Raw genomic sequence first — 18,933 nt, 5'->3', positions numbered from 1 at the left:
AAGGGATGAAACTACATGGTTTCATCCCTTTCCTTTTCTTATATAAAGTTTCACTTCATCATTCAGCTTTATTTAGTTGATATTCATAAGTGGAACCATCTTCAGGATTAAATTCTTTCATCTGCGTAATTTTATTTGTAGTTGGATCATATTTGAAAATTTTGATGACATTCTCACTTTCTACTCTTATCGCAAATATATTTTCACCAATTTGTGTCATATTGTTGGTTTGTAAATTAACCGGAGAAGAATCATGATTTGAAGAAATTTCAACAACTTTTCCTCCACTAGAAAATAATGTAATGATAATAAAGATAACAAAGCATATACGCATATAGCGAAGTTCTTTAGCGATTGGATGTTCTCCCATAGCAATCAACCTTTCATCACATATTTATCCCGTAGTAACGCTTGTCATAGAGTAAAAGGCTACGTATTCGATTACAGTGAAGAAAATAAAGGAAAACATCGCGATATATAGACAAATGCAGCCTGTTTTTCGTTTCGTTTGATTCTTACTTATAAAAGATACGAGCCATACAATAATTCCAACTGGGAATAATAAAAAACAAAAGATATATATAAATACAAATTAAAAAACCGACATAAACCCCTTCTTTTAAGGTGGGAGAGAGCATCCGGCCATGCATAGAAGCGGTCAGATCCTTTTCCTGCCCAGACACAGTGAAAACAAAGAGAGAAAATGAGTGCAGGTCACCTTTTGTTATCCATAGCCGCAGCTATATGTCGAAAAATCAAAATGGATTTATATAGAATAATTTGTTCGAGTCTATGCACAAAATCTCTCCTTTCTTCATTTGTATTTTCGTGAGCTAAAATCATGCACTATTACTCTATTAAAAAGTATTGCCATGCTTGTTTTCGTAGTCTTCTATGATAATGGAAATGTAACACCTCATCTATTTATTTTGTTTAAATGAATTCGACGAGAAATTTTGATTCCAAAGAGTACGATGATATACAGAAAAGTAAGAACAAAAATTGTGCTAAAAATAGGAGAATGTTGAAAAACGTATATTAATCTATCAATATAATAAATTTGATTTGTATCCGTGATTGTTTTTGGTGAAAAGACGAGATAATTTTTCCAATCTTCTTCTCCATAGATCATCGCTCCCATAGAATTTGTGACAAGCCACGTGTATAGAAAAATAGGGAGAAGAATCATAAGCTGTAAACTGAACAGCCCTGTTTTATTTTTTCGCCAATATAAGGCGCGAACGATAATAATCCCAATCAAATATACAATTGATAATACACAAATTGTAGTAAAAGGCGGATTGTACTTAAAAGCATACAGCAATTTATCAATTTCATAAATTTGATTAGAGTTGTCTGCTGTTTTAGGAGTGAAGACGAGATGTTTTTTCCAGTCCTCTGAAATGCTTAAGTAGCTGGCAGTCCAACTTGTAATAAACAATGAGAAAAATAAGATGGGAAGAATGATGATATATTGCAGCCAGTGTATAACGGTTTTGCTCAAAGGAATGAATCCTCCTTCCAAATTGTAATTATTCCTATTATATGATAAAAAGGAAATATTTTTATGAATGTAAGAAATATTCTATCTATTTTGAAGGGGAATATTTCCAAGGCTGTCCGTATAAGCTAAAATAAAGTATACAGTATAGATTTTTTTAGGAATGACATATAAAACGACACAAAATATAAGGAATGATGTACATGTGGCGAAAACTTACGATTGTTGTTGTGTTACTTTGTTTAGCTGGTTACGCAGTATATGAAAAGTTCGGAAAAGAAGAACAACAGGTGATAGACAAACCTGTGCAAAGTGAAGAAGCAATGAAAGAAGTTATTGCAAAGAATGGAATAGAAGTAGGGAAGAGCGCGCCAGATTTTGAGTTATCAAAATTAGATGGTACAAAGGTAAAGCTTTCTGATTTAAAAGGGAAGAAAGTTATTTTGAATTTCTGGGCAACATGGTGCGGTCCGTGTCAGAAAGAGATGCCAGACATGGAAGCTTTTTATAAGAAGCATAAGGGAGATGTGGAAATATTAGCTGTAAATTATACCGTTTCTGAAGGTGCTAGTGGAGAGGAGAAAGTGAAAAAATTCGCCGAAGAGAAGGGAATCACATTTCCTGTTTTACTCGATAAAGATATAACGGTTACAACGACGTATAAAGTAATTACAATCCCAACTTCATATTTTGTGGATACAAAAGGCGTAATTCAAGATAAATTTATTGGACCGATGACATTAAAAGAGATGGAAAAGCGGATTGCGCAAGTAAAGTAGTGTAGTTTTTCACACTTGAATAGATGTAGAAAAGACAGAGCTGGCAAGAAGCCAGTTCTGTCTTTTCTTTTTTATCAAATAGCTTGTTCGTGATATGATGAAAGAAATTTATATGATAGTAAGAGGAGCGAATGATGTGGGACATTTACCAATGACAGGAGATTATGTTGTTATCGATTTTGAAACGACAGGATTTAACCCGTATAACGATCGAATCATTCAAGTGGCAGCGGTTCGATATCGGAATCATGAGTTTGCTGAACAATTTGTTTCTTTTGTGAATCCAGAACGATTTATTCCTGACCGAATCACAAGTTTAACAGGAATTACAAACTACCGTGTTTCGGATGCGCCAACCATTCATGATGTATTGCCGGCATTTTTAGCTTTTTTAGGAGAAGATACAATTGTTGCTCATAATGCATCGTTCGATATGCGTTTTTTAAAAAGTAATGCGAAACAGCTGAGATTACCAGAGCCTGATAATCACGTGATTGATACAGTGTTTTTAGCAAAGAAATATATGAAGCACGCGCCGAATCATAAGCTAGAAACACTTAAACGAATGCTTGGTATTCGCTTAAATTCACATAATGCACTTGATGATTGTTTTACATGTGCAGCGGTGTATCAAAAATGTGCGGCAATACAAGAAGAGGGGCAAAAGAGAGTAGCAAAGGAAACGATTGAAGAAGAAGCAGTGTATGAAATGATAAAGGAAATGCTAGCGAAACATAATAAAGACGTAGAGTGGATTCGTTATACGAACGTTGGAAGTTATATGGATATAAAAGCTTTTTATCCAATTGTAAGGTTGAAAGTAAAAGGAAGAAAGAAATATGTGTTGACAGCAAAGACAGAACAGGAAGTATTAGCGGCATACCCGGCTGTAATGTGTGAAACAGCTTTGAAAAGTGAAATAGGTGTAACGCGAATTATGATTGAATGTTTAGACGATATCGCTCGGTTAGAGGCGTATATTCTGGAGTCTTATGATGCGGTTATGCAGGTGTTGAATAATTATAAACAAAACGAAACAAATGCAGAAGAAGAAATTGAAAAGTATTTAAGTTTATCTCGCACGAATGGGTAGTAATGAATCTATATCAGTTGATTGTTTTTAAATTCCATCAGTAGCTGAAGACTTACTGATGGAATTTTTTATTACTAATAAATGTTGCTTTAACAAAATATAAAATTTTCTCGCAAATCTGATTAAAAAGTTTTTCGTTTGCTCATACTAACTGGTAAGAAAGAGAAGGAGAAAGGATGAGCAGCATGAGAAGAAATCGTCGGAAATCGTTTGAAGAGCTTGTGAAGGAAAATAAGCAGCAATTATTAAGCGATCGTAATGCAATTGAACGGATTGAAGAACGGATTGAAAAGCGTTATGAAATGCGTCTTTTTAAACAGGCTGAATAATTCTTACAACTAGTATGATACTAGTTGTAAGGAGGCGAAAGTTATGGGAAATCCGAAAAAGAATTCAAAAGATTTTGCACCAAACCAAATTGGCACACAGTCAAAAAAAGCCGGTGGAAATAAAGGGAAACAAATGCAAGACCAAACAGGTAAACAACCAATTGTAGATAATGGCTAAAAAGAAGGAGAATGGTTTCATTCTCCTTTTTTTACGTACATAATTTAGTTCATTTTATACAAACTAACGTAGTATGTATATTTCATATAGGAGGGAACAGCATGTCAGAACAATATAAAGCAAATCCAGATGATCGTAGTGATAATGTAGAGAAGTTGCAAGAAATGGTGCAAAACACAATTGACAACTTTAATGAGGCAAAAGAAACTGCAGAGCTTTCCAATGAAAAAGATCGTGCTGCGATTGAAGCGAAAAATCAGCGGCGTTTAGAAAGTATTGAATCGTTAAAAAGTGAAATAAAAGACGAATCTGGATATGATGCGTAAAAAAGGCTGACAGTTGTCAGCCTTTTTTTGTAATGGAGAAGTTTTCTGCAAGCAAACGCCAGTTTTGCGGGAATGGAAGACCAATTTTCCAATAGCTAATACCGCGGACACCTTGCTCTTTTATTAAATTAAATTTACTTTGAATGGAGCGGGCATCTTCAAACCATACTTCGTGTTGCACACCATTTTCATCATAATAATTAAAATGAGGTGCTTGTGCAGTGAAATCATAACGAATGGGAACATTGTATTTTCGGGCAAGTGCAACGGCTGCGACGGAGCTAATTGCTTTTGCTGGAGGATTTCCTTCTTTATATGGGAGCGTCCAGTCGAAACCGTATAAATTTTGTCCCATCATAATTTTTCGCGGCGACATTTGTGATTTTGCATATTGAAGTACTTGTTTGACAGGACCAATTGGAGAAATTGCCATCGGCGGTCCACCTTGCCAGCCCCAGTCATAGGTCATAATGACAACAAAGTCAACGATTTCTCCTTGTGCTTTGTAATCATGTGCTTCAAAAAATTTTCCTTTTTGTGTCGAACTTATTTTTGGAACGAGTGTTGTACTTAATGTATAACCTTCAGGTAATCGTGTTTTTACAGTTCGTAAAAAGCGATTGTATGCTTCGCGATCTTCTGGTGCGACGTTTTCAAAGTCGAAATGAATATCATGCATACCGTATTTTTCCGCGGTCTGCAGAATGTTGGTAATAAATTTATGTTGAATGGTAGGACTTCGTAAAAAAATAGAGGCTAACTCCGCGCTAAAATTTCCACTTTCAATGTTTGTAATGACGAGCATTGGAATGGTTTGACCTTGTGTGGCGATTCCAGCGATTTTTGCAGTGTCTGTCGGTTCTTTCAATGTTCCATCTCGCTGTGGTTCAAAGCTAAAGTAGGCTAAATATGTTAAAAAAGGATTAATTGCCTTTGTAGAGTTGACTAAGCTTTCTTTAATTGGAATAGTAGAAGGTTGTAAATAGGCAATGGATTCTATCGTTTGTTTTGTTCCTTTTGGTACATATAGTTGTTGACCGACATGAAGGATTGATTTTAATGATAAGTTGTTTACTTTGGCCAAGCTAGCAAGAGGAACGTTATATGTTTGAGAAATCCGATATAGACTATCACCCGGTTGAACGTAGTAATTGTTTCCTTTCGTATTCACGATTAACGCCTGACCCACAACGAGTGTTTCCGCTGGATTTAATCCATTATCCTTTACAATTGTTTCAGGTGTTGTACCATACTTAGAGGCTAAGCTGTAGACGCTATCTCCGCTACGAACAGTTATGATTTGAAGCATATACTCGCTCCTTTCAGTAAAAAGATCCACCGTTTCTATTTTATTTTTGATTTCTCTGTATTATGATTAAATGTATGCGAGGAAACATGAACGAGAAGGAGATAGTAATATGTTTGTAGCAGAACACGAAATTGATATCCGCTATGCGGAAACAGACCAAATGGGTGTCGTTTATCATGCGAATTATTTAGTATGGCTTGAATTAGGGCGTACAAAATTTATTCGAGAATTAGGATTTTCCTATATTGATATGGAGAAAGACGGAATTGTTTCACCCGTTCTAGATTTACAGATTACATATCGTAAAGCAATGCGTTATGGAGAGAAAGCAATTGTGAAAACATGGGTAGATTCTGTTAGCCCACTGCGTGTTGTATATGGATATGAAATTTATAACGGAGATGGAGATCTTTGCATTACAGCATCTACAACAAATATTTGTGCAAAAAGAGAAGGGTTTCGTCCAGTATCACTAAAAAAAATATATCCAGAGTGGTATGCAACATATGAAAAAATTAAGAAACAATAAAAAAAGCGTGGCATAAGCCACGCTTTTTATTTTTCATAATGAAATTGAGGGAAGTCATCACCATCGTTAAATATAACTGATAAGTCGTGACCGTCGAAGAACCACTCATCATCGCCTTCAACAAAAAATGAAATGCCTTCTTCTTGGATTTGGGCAGCTGGATGAGCAGGATCGTCTTTGCGAATTCCTAGGGAAAGTCCTTTTTGTACAGTACTACAGCCACCATATTGTACGAAAAAGCGAAGCGCGTCGCCGGATTGTAAATTTAGTTCATCTTTATACCAGTTTACTGCTTCTTTTGATACGGAAATATTCATGTAGGGTTCCTCCAAGCTATATCGCTTTTTCTTTAGTATAAAAAATAACGCAAAAAGACGCCATTTATATGCTTTGCGTTTTCTTTTTGCGTTATGTGGGTCACAACCTTACTTTTGTTTCTTCGTTAAATTTGCTTTTGGTTCAGTTTTATTTATAATTCGTCCAATATTAGCACGGTGCCTATAAATAACCATACCAGCTAATAAACACATCGCAACAATGAAGATTTTATCCCCGGTAATAATTGCTGCAATAACAGCAATGACAGCTGTTACCATAGAAGAAAGTGAAACGAATCTCGTCGTAAATAGCAGGACGAAAAAGACGATGGCTAATATCACAAAGAGAATTGGGGCATAGCATAATAGTACACCAGCAGAAGTAGCAACTGCTTTTCCGCCACGGAACTTTGCGAAAATTGGATACACATGTCCAAGTACTGCTGCTAATCCGAACCAAAGAGGATGGATATCTAAAACGAAAATTAACGGCAAAGCTGTTGCTAACGTTCCTTTTAAAATATCAGCAATTGTAACGATAAAGCCCGCTTTTTTTCCTAACGTCCGAAATGTATTCGTTCCTCCTAAATTTCCGCTACCGTGCTCGCGAATATCGATTCCGTAACCAATTTTCCCAACAACAAGTGCAAATGGAATCGAGCCGAGCAAATAAGCAACGACAAATAAAAGATATGTAATAAGCATAAGTTCAGTCTCCTTTATTCAAATGTGTTGATAAAGGGTAAAAAGAGTTTTTCCTACATATTGTACCACACATTTATAAAGAGAACATTTCTTTTTTAAAAATGAAATGTTCAAAGTTTCTTAAAAAAACTTTCACAAGAATGTTACATTTTTCACAGATTCATTCAAACTATATGTTGTATCATTTTGGTATTGAATTAACAAGATGTTGTTGGAGGTTAGGAAATGAATCAAGTAATGACAAAAAATAGTGACCGTGAAGAGAATCTGATGGACATTTTTGGAAGAATCATCCATGCGAATGAACAAGATTTAATGCAAGAAAATGCAAACGTTGACGGTCGGTCTCCAATGGGAATGATGGGGACATTTGCATCTGAGAGTGCAAAATATTATGCGATAGAAAATTTGCTTTCTGAACAAGTGAAAAAAGCGATAGATCAAAATATTTTATATCCGCACGATTTAGATTTTTATGCAACGGGTACGACAACGTGTTCACAAATCCCGTTAGCACAAATGCTAGAAAAAGGGTTTCATACTGGTCATGGACATATGCGACAGCCGCAAGATATCAAAAGTGCGCTGGCGCTTTCTTCTATTATTTTTCAAGCAAACCAAAATATGCAGCACGGCGGTCAATCCTTTGCACTGTTTGATATGGATTTAGCACCCTATGTGAGAAAAACGTTTGAAAGAAATAAAAAACGTTTAGAGACGTACCCATTAACAGCCGAGCAAGTAGAAGAGTTTGCGTGGAGAGAAACGGAAAACGATACGTATCAAGCTTGCGAAGCGTTTATTCATAATTCTAACAGCATGCATAGCCGCGGTGGTGGACAAGTACCGTTTATTTCCATTAACTACGGGACGGATACATCAAAAGAAGGAAGATTGTTAATTAGACAATTATTACGGGCGACTCAAGCTGGATTAGGAAAAGGAGAAACACCAATTTTTCCAATTCAAATCTTTAAATTAAAAAAAGGTGTCAATTTTGAAGAAAGTGATCCGAATTATGATTTGTTTGAACTGGCATTAGAAACGACAGCGAAACGATTGTTCCCGAATTTCTCATTCTTAGATGCACCATTTAATGCGGTGCATTACGATGGTCGTCCTGAAACTGAAGTGTGTTATATGGGCTGTCGTACTCGTGTTATGTCTAATATTCATGGGGAAGAAACAGCCATTGGAAGAGGGAATTTATCATTTACATCCATTAACTTAGTAAAATTAGCATTAATAAGTGGATCAAAAGAAGCCTTTTTTGAAGCACTGAATTATTATATGGACCTTGGCATTCGACAATTGTTAGAAAGATTTGCTTATCAGTCCACAAAAAGAGCAAGAGATTTTCAGTTTTTATATTCACAAGGAGTATGGCGCGGTGGTGAAAAGCTTGAACCAGAAGATTCTGTTGCTGAAATTTTGAAACAAGGTACGTTAAGTATCGGCTTTATTGGCCTGGCGGAATGTTTAGTTGCGCTAACAGGAAAACATCATGGGGAAGATGAAGAGTCATGGAAACTTGGGTATGAAATTGTTACATGTATGAGAAAGAAAATGGATCATGCAACGGAATATCATCAATTAAATTTCTCGTTAATCGCAACTCCTGCAGAAGGGTTATCAGGGAAGTTTATTAAACAAGATCGAAATGAATTTGGAATGATTACAGGTATAACGAATCATAACTATTATACAAACTCATTTCATATTCCGGTGTATTATTCGATTCAAGCGATTGATAAAATTCGTTTAGAAGGACCGTTTCATGAACTGTGTAACGGCGGACATATCACGTATATTGAATTGGACGGAGCGGCCGTTCATAATCAAAAAGCATTAAAGCAAATTGTGCAGGCAATGGCACAATATGGAGTTGGATATGGATCCATCAATCACCCGGTGGATCGCTGTAAATGCTGCGGCTATAATGGTGTTATTGATAATGAATGCCCAAGTTGTGGGAATGAAGATGAACATTATTTTGAAAGGATACGCCGCATTACAGGATATCTTGTAGGAGATATGTCAAAATGGAACAGTGCGAAGCGTAGTGAAGAAGCGGATCGGGTGAAACATAAATGAGAGTAATGAATATTATTCATGATAGTGTAGTAGATGGAGAAGGATTGCGGACAGTCGTGTTTTTTGCGGGCTGTCCGCATCGTTGTTTTGGCTGTCATAATCCGCAGTCTTGGAATCTTTGTAACGGTTCCGAGATGACCGCAGAAGAAATTATAAAAGAAATTGCAAAAAATCCGCTTACTGATGTAACGTTTTCAGGTGGAGATCCATTTTTTCAAGCTGCTGAAGTAAAAGAGGCAGCAAAAGCTGTAAAAGATTTGAAAAAAAATTTATGGATTTACACAGGTTATACGTTAGAAGAGATACAGAATTCGCGAAATAATGATATGATGGAGTTGTTACACTATGGGGATGTTTTGGTCGATGGAAGGTTTGAACTCGAAAAAAGAGATCTAACACTTCCATTTCGCGGAAGCTCCAATCAACGTATCATTCGATTGAAAGAGTAAAAAGGCGGGATAGGTCAGATGAATAAAACGGTATTACTTGTTGAAGATGAAAGAAGGTTGCGTGAAATCGTTAGCGATTATTTTCGAAATGAAGGTTTTGAAGTCGTAGAAGCCGAGGATGGAAAACAAGCGCTAGAATTATTTGCTGAACATACAATTGATTTAATTATGTTAGATATAATGTTACCGGAAATTGATGGTTGGTCTGTTTGCCGTCGTATTCGGAAAGAATCTGCGGTACCCATCATTATGCTTACAGCACGTTCCGATGAAGATGATACATTGTTAGGCTTTGAACTCGGGGCCGATGAATATGTAACAAAGCCATTTAGTCCAAAAGTGTTGGTAGCTCGTGCGAAAACTTTATTAAAGCGTGCGGATGGAGCAGTTGGCGTGGTAGAAGAGCATGTACTCTCTATGGCTGGAATTGATGTGAATCGTCTTTCACGTACAGTAACGGTAAACGGGGAAGAGATTATATTAACTCACAAGGAATTTGAACTTCTTGTTTATTTAATGGAGAATAAGGGAATCGTGTTATCACGTCAACATTTACTAGACCAATTGTGGGGATATGATTATTATGGTGATGACCGTACAGTAGATACACATATAAAAAAATTGCGAAATAAACTAGGTGACAAAGCGAAGCATATTGGAACTGTCATTCGTGTCGGGTATAAGTTTGAGGAGTAGTACTTGCATTTATTAAATACAAATAAAAAAACCGACATAAACCCCTTCTTTTTAGGTGGGAGAGAGCATCCGGCCATGCATAGAAGCGGTCAGATCCTTTTCCTGCCCCAGACATAGTGAAAACAAAGAGAGAAAACGAGTGTAGGTCACCTTTTGTTATCCATAGCCGCGGCTTATATGTCGAAAAATCAAAATGGATTTATATAACATGAGTCAAATAAAGTGAAACTTTTATCAGTGGGGGTCTTACTGCCCGCGAATAGCGGGATAAAAATCATAGTATATGACACTCTCTTTTGTATGCGCAAATATGTACAATTTACTTATTTTTTGTCTACAATACGTATAGAAGTATTTTTTTAATCGGATTTCACGATGAGTTCACAAGAAGGACACAACCTGTGACTATACTGAAAATATGAATTTAGCAGATAGGGGAAATGAATGATGGGATATTATGAGGGACCAAATATGAATGAAGAGCATAAAGAAACGAGGGAAATCAGAAAGTCGGGTAGTAAAAAAGGTTATTTTTTCACAGGTTTAGTTGGTGCTGTGATTGGTGCTGTTACAATTAGTTTTGCAACACCATATATGCCATGGGCAAATGGAAACGGAGCGGCTGTTTCATCGCCAGTATCTTCTAATTCAAAAGTAGAGGGAACGGTGGTTCCTGTTGTGAATAAAGCAAAAAATGAAACAGATTTGCCAGGTATGATTGAAGGAGCAAAAGATGTTGTTGTTGGTGTATTCAATATGCAACAAAATATTGATCCATTTGCCACGCAGCCGGCGGAGCAAGAAGCACAGGCTGGATCAGGATCTGGTGTAATTTATAAAAAAGCAGGGAATAAGGCTCTGATTGTAACGAATAATCACGTAGTAGATGGAGCTAATAAACTGTCAGTTAGGCTAAGTAATGGCAAAATGGTTGATGCAAAATTAGTTGGGAAAGATCCTTGGTTAGATTTAGCTGTTGTAGAGATTGATGGTACTGATGTGAAAAAAATAGCAACTCTCGGTGATTCTAGTAAAATTCGTGCTGGTGAATCAGCAATCGCAATTGGTAATCCGCTAGGCTTCGATGGCAGTGTAACCGAAGGGATTATTAGTAGTAAGGAACGTGAAATTCCAGTTGATATTAATGGCGACAAACGTGCAGATTGGCAAGCACAAGTTATTCAAACAGATGCAGCAATCAACCCTGGTAACAGTGGGGGAGCATTATTCAATCAAAATGGTGAAGTTATCGGAATCAACTCTAGCAAGATCGCACAGCAGGAAGTAGAAGGGATTGGATTTGCTATCCCAATTAATGTAGCAAAGCCAGTCATTGAATCTCTTGAAAAGGATGGAACAGTAAAACGTCCAGCAATGGGGGTAGGAGTCGCATCTCTTGAAGAGGTACAACCATATGCATTAGATCAATTAAAGTTACCAAAAGATGTAACAAATGGTGTTCTCTTAAGTAAAATTTATTCCGTTTCACCAGCTGAAAAAGCGGGACTTGAACAATATGATGTTGTTGTAGCACTAGACGGGAAAAAAATTGAAAATGCACTTCAATTCCGTAAATACTTGTATGAGAAGAAAAAAGTAGGAGACAAAATTGAAGTTACATTCTATCGAAATGGTGAAAAAATGACGAAAACAGCTACACTAGCAGATAACTCGGCTGCTACGAATTAATAAAGAAAGTCTCTTTCGTATTGAAAGAGACTTTCTTTATCGGCTATACTAAAGGAATAGGAGGGATTTAATATGGTAATTGAAAACCCAACTCGTACGGAAATTGGTGAAGTGTTGAAAAATAGTAAAACAATTGCGGTTGTTGGATTATCTAACAAACCAGAACGTACATCATATATGGTTTCAAAAGCGATGCAGGACGCTGGGTATCGTATTATTCCGGTTAACCCGACAGTAGATGAAGTGCTAGGAGAAAAAGCAGTTCCGTCATTAAAAGATATTAAGGAACATGTCGATATTGTAAATGTATTCCGTCGCTCTGAGTTTTTAATGGATGTTGCAAAAGAATTTGTAGAGATTGATGCGGATATTTTTTGGGCACAATTAGGAGTGCAAGACGAAGATACATATAAGGTATTAAAAGAACAAGGCTATACTGTTATAATGGATCGTTGTATTAAAGTAGAACATGCGATGACAAGGTAGTATAGACATTGGAAAGGGAAAGGTCGATTCAGCTCTAGTTAACCTTGTAAACTGGGCCGATGAACGAGGTGTTCATCATGAGATTTTTTAAAGGCTGTTTTTGGGGATTGCTACTTGTCATCCCATTTTGGATACTTGTCATTTGGGTGATTGTAAAATGGTGGAATGTGTGATTTTGGAATACATATCCATTTCTCGTTGACAAACGATTATTTTTCTGAAATAGTAGCCTAGAGGAATCCTTGTGAAAAAACAAGGATTTTTCTTATGAAAATGGTATATAAAAGACATAACACGACTTGCCAAAAGTAAGGGTAAGGCGTTATCCTATAATAGAAACATATGTTCTTATTTTGATTTTGAAAGGGGCAAGGAGTTTGGCGAAGCATCAGTTTCAATATAATGAAGATGCAATTCAAGTGCTTGAAGGTCTTGAAGCCGTTCGGAAACGCCCGGGTATGTATATCGGGAGTACGGACAGCCGTGGATTGCATCATTTAGTATACGAAATAGTAGATAACTCCGTTGATGAAGCATTAGCGGGATTTGGCGACGAAATTTCTGTCGTAATACATAAAGATAATAGTATTAGTGTTATTGATAAAGGGCGTGGGATGCCTACGGGAATGCATAAGCTTGGGAAACCAACTCCTGAAGTAATCTTAACAGTACTTCATGCAGGGGGTAAGTTCGGACAAGGCGGTTATAAAACAAGTGGTGGCTTGCACGGTGTTGGTGCCTCTGTTGTAAATGCTTTATCAGAATGGCTAATTGTAACCATCAAACGTGATGGGAATATATACGAACAACGTTTTGAAAATGGTGGTATTCCTGTAACAACATTAGAGAAAATTGGGAAAACGAAACAAGTCGGAACAACAATTCATTTTAAACCAGATCCATCTATTTTCAGTACAACAAATTATAATTATGAAACGTTATGTGAGAGATTACGTGAATCAGCATTTCTGTTAAAAGGAATGAAAATTGTTTTAACAGATAAACGTAATGATTTAGAAGATGTCTTTCATTATGAAACAGGAATCGAAGCGTTTGTTTCTTACTTAAATGAAGAAAAAGACTCTATTCATCCAGTCGTGTACTTTGCTGGTGAACAAAATGGAATTGAAGCGGAGCTTGCATTTCAATTTAACGATGCTTATTCAGAAAATATTCTTTCATTCGTTAACAATGTACGTACGAAAGATGGCGGGACACATGAAGCTGGGTTCAAAACAGCAATGACACGTGTTTTTAATGAATATGCTCGTAAAGTTTCCATGCTGAAAGAAAAAGATAAAAATTTAGAAGGTACAGACATTCGTGAAGGGTTAGCTGCAATCGTTTCTGTTCGTGTTCCAGAGGATGTACTACAATTCGAAGGACAAACGAAAGGGAAACTCGGTACAAGTGAAGGTCGTTCAGCTGTCGATGCTGTTGTTTCAGAGCACTTAGCTTACTTTTTAGAAGAGAATCCTGATGTAGCAACACTTCTTGTGAAAAAGGCAATAAAAGCTGCACAAGCACGAGAGGCAGCACGTAAAGCAAGAGAAGAAGCACGAACTGGTAAAAAGAAAAAACGTTCGGAAGGAACATTGAGCGGGAAGTTAACTCCTGCACAATCTCGTAATCCACAAAAGAACGAATTGTATTTAGTCGAGGGTGACTCTGCTGGTGGTTCTGCAAAACAAGGACGCGATCGTCGTTTTCAAGCAGTATTGCCTCTGCGTGGTAAAGTAATTAACACGGAAAAAGCAAAACTTGCGGATATCTTTAAAAACGAAGAAATCAATACGATTATTTATGCAATTGGTGGCGGTGTTGGAACGGACTTTTCTGTAGAGGATATTAACTATGATAAAGTCGTGATTATGACCGATGCTGATACAGATGGCGCGCATATTCAAGTCCTGTTGCTAACGTTCTTCTATCGTTATATGAAGCCGCTAATTGAGGCGGGTAAAGTATTTATTGCACTTCCTCCTTTATATAAAGTAAGTAAAGGAAAGGGAAAAAGCGAAGTCATTGAATACGCTTGGTCTGATGAAGAGCTAGATGGTGTCACGAAAAAGGTCGGAAAAGGCTATATACTGCAGCGTTATAAAGGTCTTGGTGAAATGAATGCGGACCAATTATGGGAAACAACGATGAACCCAGAGACGCGTACGTTAATTCGCGTTAAAATTGATGATGCTTCACGAGCAGATCGCCGGGTTGCTACATTGATGGGGGATAAAGTAGAGCCTCGTCGTAAATGGATTGAGCGTAATGTTCAATTTGGTATGCAAGAAGAAGGTAACATTTTAGAAAATGAAATGATTTCAACAACGGAGGTGGAATAACATGCAAGCAGAGAAGTTTCATGACCTCCCACTTGAAGACGTGCTTGGTGACCGCTTTGCACGTTACAGTAAATATATTATTCAAGATCGTGCGCTTCCGGATGCACGCGATGGTTTAAAGCCGGTACAACGTCGTATTTTGTATTCTATGTATGTAGAAGGAAACGTAAATGATAAGCCGTTTCGTAAATCAGCCAAAACAGTTGGTAACGTAATTGGTAATTATCATCCGCACGGTGATTCTTCTGTATATGAAGCGATGGTACGTTTAAGTCAAGATTGGAAAGTACGTAACGTATTAGTTGAAATGCACGGGAATAATGGTAGTGTCGACGGTGATCCAGCAGCGGCAATGCGTTATACGGAAGCTCGTTTATCTCCTATTGCTTCTGAATTATTGCGTGATCTTGATAAAGAAACAGTAGAATTTGTTTCAAACTTTGACGATACAAGTGAAGAGCCAGTTGTATTGCCAGCGATGTTCCCTAACTTGTTAGTGAACGGATCTACGGGAATTTCAGCTGGTTATGCAACTGAAATTCCACCACATCACCTTGGAGAAGTTATCGATGCAACAATGCTGCGAATTGATAAACCAAACAGCACTGTAGACGATTTATTAACGCTTATTAAAGGGCCAGACTTCCCGACAGGGGGAATTATCCAAGGTCTTGATGGGATTAAAAAGGCGTATGAAACAGGAAAAGGAAAAATCATCATCCGCGGAAAAGCGGAAGTTGAGACGATTCGTGGTGGGAAGCAGCAGATTGTAATTACAGAAATTCCTTACGAAGTAAACAAAGCAAATCTTGTAAAGAAAATGGATGAGCTACGTTTAGATAAAAAGCTAGATGGAATTGCTGAAGTTCGTGATGAAACGGATCGTACAGGTCTCCGTATTGTTGTCGAATTGAAAAAAGATGCAAATGCAGAAGGTATTTTAAAGTACTTATATAAAAACACAGATTTACAAATACCATATAACTTCAATATGGTAGCAATTCATAATCGCCGTCCTGTATTAATGACGTTACCAAAGATTTTAGATGCTTATATTGGGCATCAAAAAGAAGTTGTAACACGTCGTTCGCAATATGAATTGCGAAAAGCGGAAACTCGTCAGCATATTGTGGAAGGTTTGATGAAAGCTTTATCAATCTTAGATAAAGTCATTGAAACAATTCGTGCTTCTAAAGATAAACGTGATGCGAAAAATAATTTAAGTACAAGATTCTCCTTTACAGAAGCACAATCGGAAGCAATTGTATCATTGCAATTGTACCGTTTAACAAATACAGATATTACAGCGTTAGAAAAAGAGGCTGAAGAGCTACAAACGAAAATTACAGAATTACAAGCGATTTTACAAAGTGAGAAAAGACTTCTTCAAGTTATTAAATCAGACTTAAAGAGAGTAAAGAAAACGTATAGTGATAATCGTCGTGCTGTAATTGAAGAAGAAATTGAAGAAATTAAAATCGATGTGGAAGTGATGATTCCACATGAAGATGTCATCGTTACTGTAACGAAAGAAGGATATGTAAAGCGAACAGGGTGGCGCTCGCATAATGCATCGAACGGAAAAGACTTCGGTATGAAAGAGGGCGACATCTTACTCGAACGCTTCGATACAAATACAACAGCGACAATTCTTTTATTTACAAGTAAAGGAAACTATATTTATCTCCCGGTATACGAAATGCCAGATATTCGTTGGAAAGATTTAGGTCAACATGTTGCCAATATTGTCTCACTTGACCGGGATGAAACGCTAATTTGGGCAACGGTTATTCCAAATTTTGAAGAAGAAAATCGATTTATTGTGTTTGTAACGCGCAATGGTATGATTAAGAAAACTGAACTAAATCAATATAAAGTACAGCGTTATTCAAGGGCATTTGTTGCTGTGAACCTGAAAAAAGATGATGAAGTTGTTAATATATTTGTAACGGATGGAACGCAAGATATTCTGCTTGCAACGCACGGAGCATATGCTCTTATTTTCAACGAAGAAGAAGTGAGTCCAGTTGGTGTTAGGGCTGCTGGAGTAAAAGGAATTAACTTAAAAGAGGATGACTATGTTGCCAGTGGTCGCCCACTAGACAGTGAAAAAGATCAGCTTCTCCTTGTGACGCAGCGAGGTGCTGTGAAACGGATTAAAGCTTCGGAAATCGAAAAATCAACGAGGGCGAAGCGAGGCCTTGTTATCTTTAAAGAGTTAAAACGTAATCCATACCGCATTGTTGGTGTTGAAATTGTTCGTGATGATGAACTTGTCTATATGCGAACAGAGAAACAAGCGATAGAAGAAATTGATCCAAAGGCGTTTCGTAACAAAGATCGCTACAGTAACGGTAGTTTAGTTTTAGATGTAAGCGATGTTGGTGAAGTGGTTGAGACGTGGACGAAGAAACGAATTGAATAGAATGAAAAAGATCTTTGCTAGTTTAAATCTAGCGAGGATCTTTTTGTATATAAATACAAATTAAAAAACCGATATAAAATCTTTTTTTTTAGGTGGGAGAGAGCATCCGAGCAAATAGTTATGTATATGAAAGCAATCTTGATATAATAAAAATGAAATCGTTCTCATAGATGGAGGGAATATATGAAAAAAATAGGCGTAGGGATTGTTGGATTTGGATTTTCTAGCACAACATTTCACATCCCCTTATTACAAACGATAGGTGAATATGATATTCGTACCATTGTTTCTTCGAAAGAAGAAGTAGTGAAAGAAGCATTACCCACTGTACGAGTTGTCAGCAAAATAGAGGAATTGGTGAAGCAAGATGATATTGATCTTGTTGTAATTACATCACCAAATACAACGCATTTTCCATATGTAAAAGAAGCAATTTTACATGGAAAGCATGTTGTGGTAGAAAAACCATTCGTTGTTTCAATAGAAGAAGGAGAAGAACTCATTACACTTGCAAAAGAAAATAATGTACTTGTCAGTGTATATCATAACCGTCGCTGGGATAATGATTTCTTAACAATTAAGAAATTAATCCAAGAAAAACAAATTGGAAATATATTTACATATGAAGCGCATTTTGATCGTTTTCGTCCGCATGTCCGTGATCGCTGGCGTGAAAAGAACTTGCCAGGGTCAGGGATTTTGTATGATTTAGGTTCCCATTTAATTGATCAAGTACTTCATTTATTCGGAACACCTGATGCTGTAAGCGCTGATGTAGTAAAACAACGACCAGGAGCGCAGACAGATGACTATTTTCACATTGTACTTCATTATGGGGTACAGCGTGTTATTTTACATAGCAGCAGTTATGTGAAACATGCAGGACCTCATTTCAATATTCATGGAGAAAAAGGTTCCATTGTGAAGTTTGGTATGGATTCACAAGAAGAGCAATTAAAAGCTGGTAAACAGCCAGGAGATTCCCTGTATGGAGAAGATGAGCCTAACAATTATGCTACTTTGGAAACAGAAGAGGAGACTGTTCGTATTCCGACAGAAGTTGGATGTTACGACATGTATTATAAAGGGATTCGAGATAGTATATTAAATGGATCGCCACTTCCTGTAACAGCTGAGGAAGGTTTACAAGTTATCCGTATCGTTCAAGCTGCTATTGAAAGCAGTGAGAAAGGAAAAGTCATTTCACTATAAAAAGACACGAATCCGTGTCTTTTTTTCATACCAATAATAAGGATCAGTAGGATTAGCCTAATAATAAACAGGGTATACAAAGTACTTTTTTGTGCTTCATTAAAACGTGTTTTAGAATGAAAAGGTTTTTCATTTCAATCAAAATGTACTTATTGGCATCCTGGGGACATTAAGCAAAAAAATAACAAAAAAAGCCATCCAGATGGGTGAATGATCGGTTCACATAATCGGAATTTTCTCAAGGGAAAATATTTAATATTTGTTGAAGAAATTCATTATAGCTTCTATACGTATATTATGACTACATTCTTCACAAGTATATTTTCCTTTCATATTTTCTTTAAACTGCTTATATTTCTGGGTTCCTTCATATACCCTAAACATTTTTCTGCAACACATACAAACTACTTCATAATAAAAACAGCTTAATGGCATGTAACATTCCCCTTTGATTAACATGGAATCAGTTCTAGT

At 36.8% G+C, this 18,933-nt stretch carries 20 protein-coding genes; 14 read left to right on the top strand and 6 right to left on the bottom strand.

What is annotated here, in order from left to right:
- Positions 1-58: 58 nt before the first annotated feature.
- A complete protein-coding gene (locus QRE67_RS16280) occupies positions 59-370 on the bottom strand; it encodes a YmzC family protein (RefSeq protein ID WP_286121217.1) in 312 nt (103 codons plus the stop codon).
- Positions 371-916: 546 nt separating this feature from the next.
- Positions 917-1,504, bottom strand: coding sequence for a DUF4306 domain-containing protein (locus QRE67_RS16275; RefSeq protein WP_286121216.1), 588 nt, complete (start codon positions 1,502-1,504; stop codon positions 917-919).
- Positions 1,505-1,704: 200 nt separating this feature from the next.
- Between QRE67_RS16275 and QRE67_RS16270 the strand changes: the two genes are divergently transcribed.
- From QRE67_RS16270 to tlp, 5 genes are all read left to right on the top strand, one after another.
- Positions 1,705-2,280, top strand: a complete 576-nt coding sequence (locus tag QRE67_RS16270) for a TlpA family protein disulfide reductase (protein ID WP_286121215.1) — start codon at positions 1,705-1,707, stop codon at positions 2,278-2,280.
- A gap of 136 nt (positions 2,281-2,416) precedes the next feature.
- Positions 2,417-3,373 carry a 3'-5' exonuclease gene (locus QRE67_RS16265; RefSeq protein ID WP_286121214.1) on the top strand — a complete coding sequence of 319 codons (957 nt, stop codon included), beginning with the start codon at positions 2,417-2,419 and terminating at the stop codon, positions 3,371-3,373.
- Between the two features lie 185 nt (positions 3,374-3,558).
- Positions 3,559-3,702 (top strand): FbpB family small basic protein, encoded by a 144-nt coding sequence (locus QRE67_RS16260; protein ID WP_286121213.1) that lies wholly within the window; start codon positions 3,559-3,561, stop codon positions 3,700-3,702.
- A gap of 43 nt (positions 3,703-3,745) precedes the next feature.
- Positions 3,746-3,880 carry an acid-soluble spore protein SspN gene (gene sspN, locus QRE67_RS16255; protein ID WP_000527988.1) on the top strand — a complete coding sequence of 45 codons (135 nt, stop codon included), beginning with the start codon at positions 3,746-3,748 and terminating at the stop codon, positions 3,878-3,880.
- Between the two features lie 101 nt (positions 3,881-3,981).
- Positions 3,982-4,206, top strand: a complete 225-nt coding sequence (gene tlp / locus QRE67_RS16250; protein WP_286121212.1) for a small acid-soluble spore protein Tlp — start codon at positions 3,982-3,984, stop codon at positions 4,204-4,206.
- A 16-nt stretch (positions 4,207-4,222) separates the two neighbouring features.
- Here tlp and QRE67_RS16245 read toward each other — a convergent pair whose 3' ends face one another.
- On the bottom strand, positions 4,223-5,515 hold the full coding sequence (locus QRE67_RS16245) for a glycoside hydrolase family 18 protein (protein ID WP_286121210.1): 1,293 nt from the start codon (positions 5,513-5,515) through the stop codon (positions 4,223-4,225).
- A 109-nt stretch (positions 5,516-5,624) separates the two neighbouring features.
- Between QRE67_RS16245 and QRE67_RS16240 the strand changes: the two genes are divergently transcribed.
- Positions 5,625-6,044: an acyl-CoA thioesterase gene (locus tag QRE67_RS16240; protein ID WP_286121209.1), complete on the top strand. Its 420-nt coding sequence runs from the start codon at positions 5,625-5,627 to the stop codon at positions 6,042-6,044.
- A gap of 26 nt (positions 6,045-6,070) precedes the next feature.
- On the opposite strand, the gene QRE67_RS16235 is transcribed toward QRE67_RS16240, so the two are convergent.
- Together QRE67_RS16235 and plsY are read right to left on the bottom strand one after the other, a co-directional pair.
- A complete protein-coding gene (locus tag QRE67_RS16235) occupies positions 6,071-6,361 on the bottom strand; it encodes a HesB/YadR/YfhF family protein (RefSeq protein WP_286121207.1) in 291 nt (96 codons plus the stop codon).
- A 108-nt stretch (positions 6,362-6,469) separates the two neighbouring features.
- Positions 6,470-7,066, bottom strand: coding sequence for a glycerol-3-phosphate 1-O-acyltransferase PlsY (gene plsY / locus QRE67_RS16230; protein WP_286121206.1), 597 nt, complete (start codon positions 7,064-7,066; stop codon positions 6,470-6,472).
- A 237-nt stretch (positions 7,067-7,303) separates the two neighbouring features.
- Here plsY and QRE67_RS16225 point away from each other — a divergent pair, with 237 nt between their 5' ends.
- The 8 genes from QRE67_RS16225 (at position 7,304) to QRE67_RS16190 (ending at position 18,459) form a co-directional block, all read left to right on the top strand.
- Positions 7,304-9,160, top strand: a complete 1,857-nt coding sequence (locus QRE67_RS16225) for an anaerobic ribonucleoside triphosphate reductase (protein ID WP_286125304.1) — start codon at positions 7,304-7,306, stop codon at positions 9,158-9,160.
- Positions 9,157-9,609, top strand: coding sequence for an anaerobic ribonucleoside-triphosphate reductase activating protein (nrdG, locus tag QRE67_RS16220; protein ID WP_286121205.1), 453 nt, complete (start codon positions 9,157-9,159; stop codon positions 9,607-9,609). Before QRE67_RS16225 ends, nrdG begins: the two co-directional genes overlap by 4 nt.
- An 18-nt stretch (positions 9,610-9,627) precedes the next feature.
- The gene (locus tag QRE67_RS16215) at positions 9,628-10,305 is read left to right on the top strand and encodes a response regulator transcription factor (RefSeq protein WP_286121204.1); all 678 of its coding nucleotides are present in this window, start codon (positions 9,628-9,630) and stop codon (positions 10,303-10,305) included.
- Between the two features lie 447 nt (positions 10,306-10,752).
- Positions 10,753-11,994, top strand: coding sequence for a S1C family serine protease (locus tag QRE67_RS16210; RefSeq protein WP_286125303.1), 1,242 nt, complete (start codon positions 10,753-10,755; stop codon positions 11,992-11,994).
- A gap of 72 nt (positions 11,995-12,066) precedes the next feature.
- Positions 12,067-12,480: a CoA-binding protein gene (locus QRE67_RS16205; protein ID WP_286121203.1), complete on the top strand. Its 414-nt coding sequence runs from the start codon at positions 12,067-12,069 to the stop codon at positions 12,478-12,480.
- A gap of 377 nt (positions 12,481-12,857) precedes the next feature.
- On the top strand, positions 12,858-14,822 hold the full coding sequence (gene parE, locus QRE67_RS16200; protein WP_286121202.1) for a DNA topoisomerase IV subunit B: 1,965 nt from the start codon (positions 12,858-12,860) through the stop codon (positions 14,820-14,822).
- Position 14,823: 1 nt separating this feature from the next.
- Positions 14,824-17,247: a DNA topoisomerase IV subunit A gene (gene parC, locus QRE67_RS16195; protein ID WP_286121201.1), complete on the top strand. Its 2,424-nt coding sequence runs from the start codon at positions 14,824-14,826 to the stop codon at positions 17,245-17,247.
- Between the two features lie 183 nt (positions 17,248-17,430).
- A complete protein-coding gene (locus QRE67_RS16190; protein WP_286121199.1) occupies positions 17,431-18,459 on the top strand; it encodes an oxidoreductase in 1,029 nt (342 codons plus the stop codon).
- A 252-nt stretch (positions 18,460-18,711) separates the two neighbouring features.
- Here QRE67_RS16190 and QRE67_RS16185 read toward each other — a convergent pair whose 3' ends face one another.
- Positions 18,712-18,894, bottom strand: coding sequence for a hypothetical protein (locus QRE67_RS16185; protein ID WP_286121197.1), 183 nt, complete (start codon positions 18,892-18,894; stop codon positions 18,712-18,714).
- Positions 18,895-18,933 lie beyond the last annotated feature (39 nt).

It is taken from the genome of Bacillus sp. DX3.1, assembly GCF_030292155.1.
Taxonomy (GTDB): domain Bacteria; phylum Bacillota; class Bacilli; order Bacillales; family Bacillaceae_G; genus Bacillus_A.
Note: the sequence above shows the minus strand (reverse complement) of the source record. Positions and strands in the feature narration are given on the sequence as shown.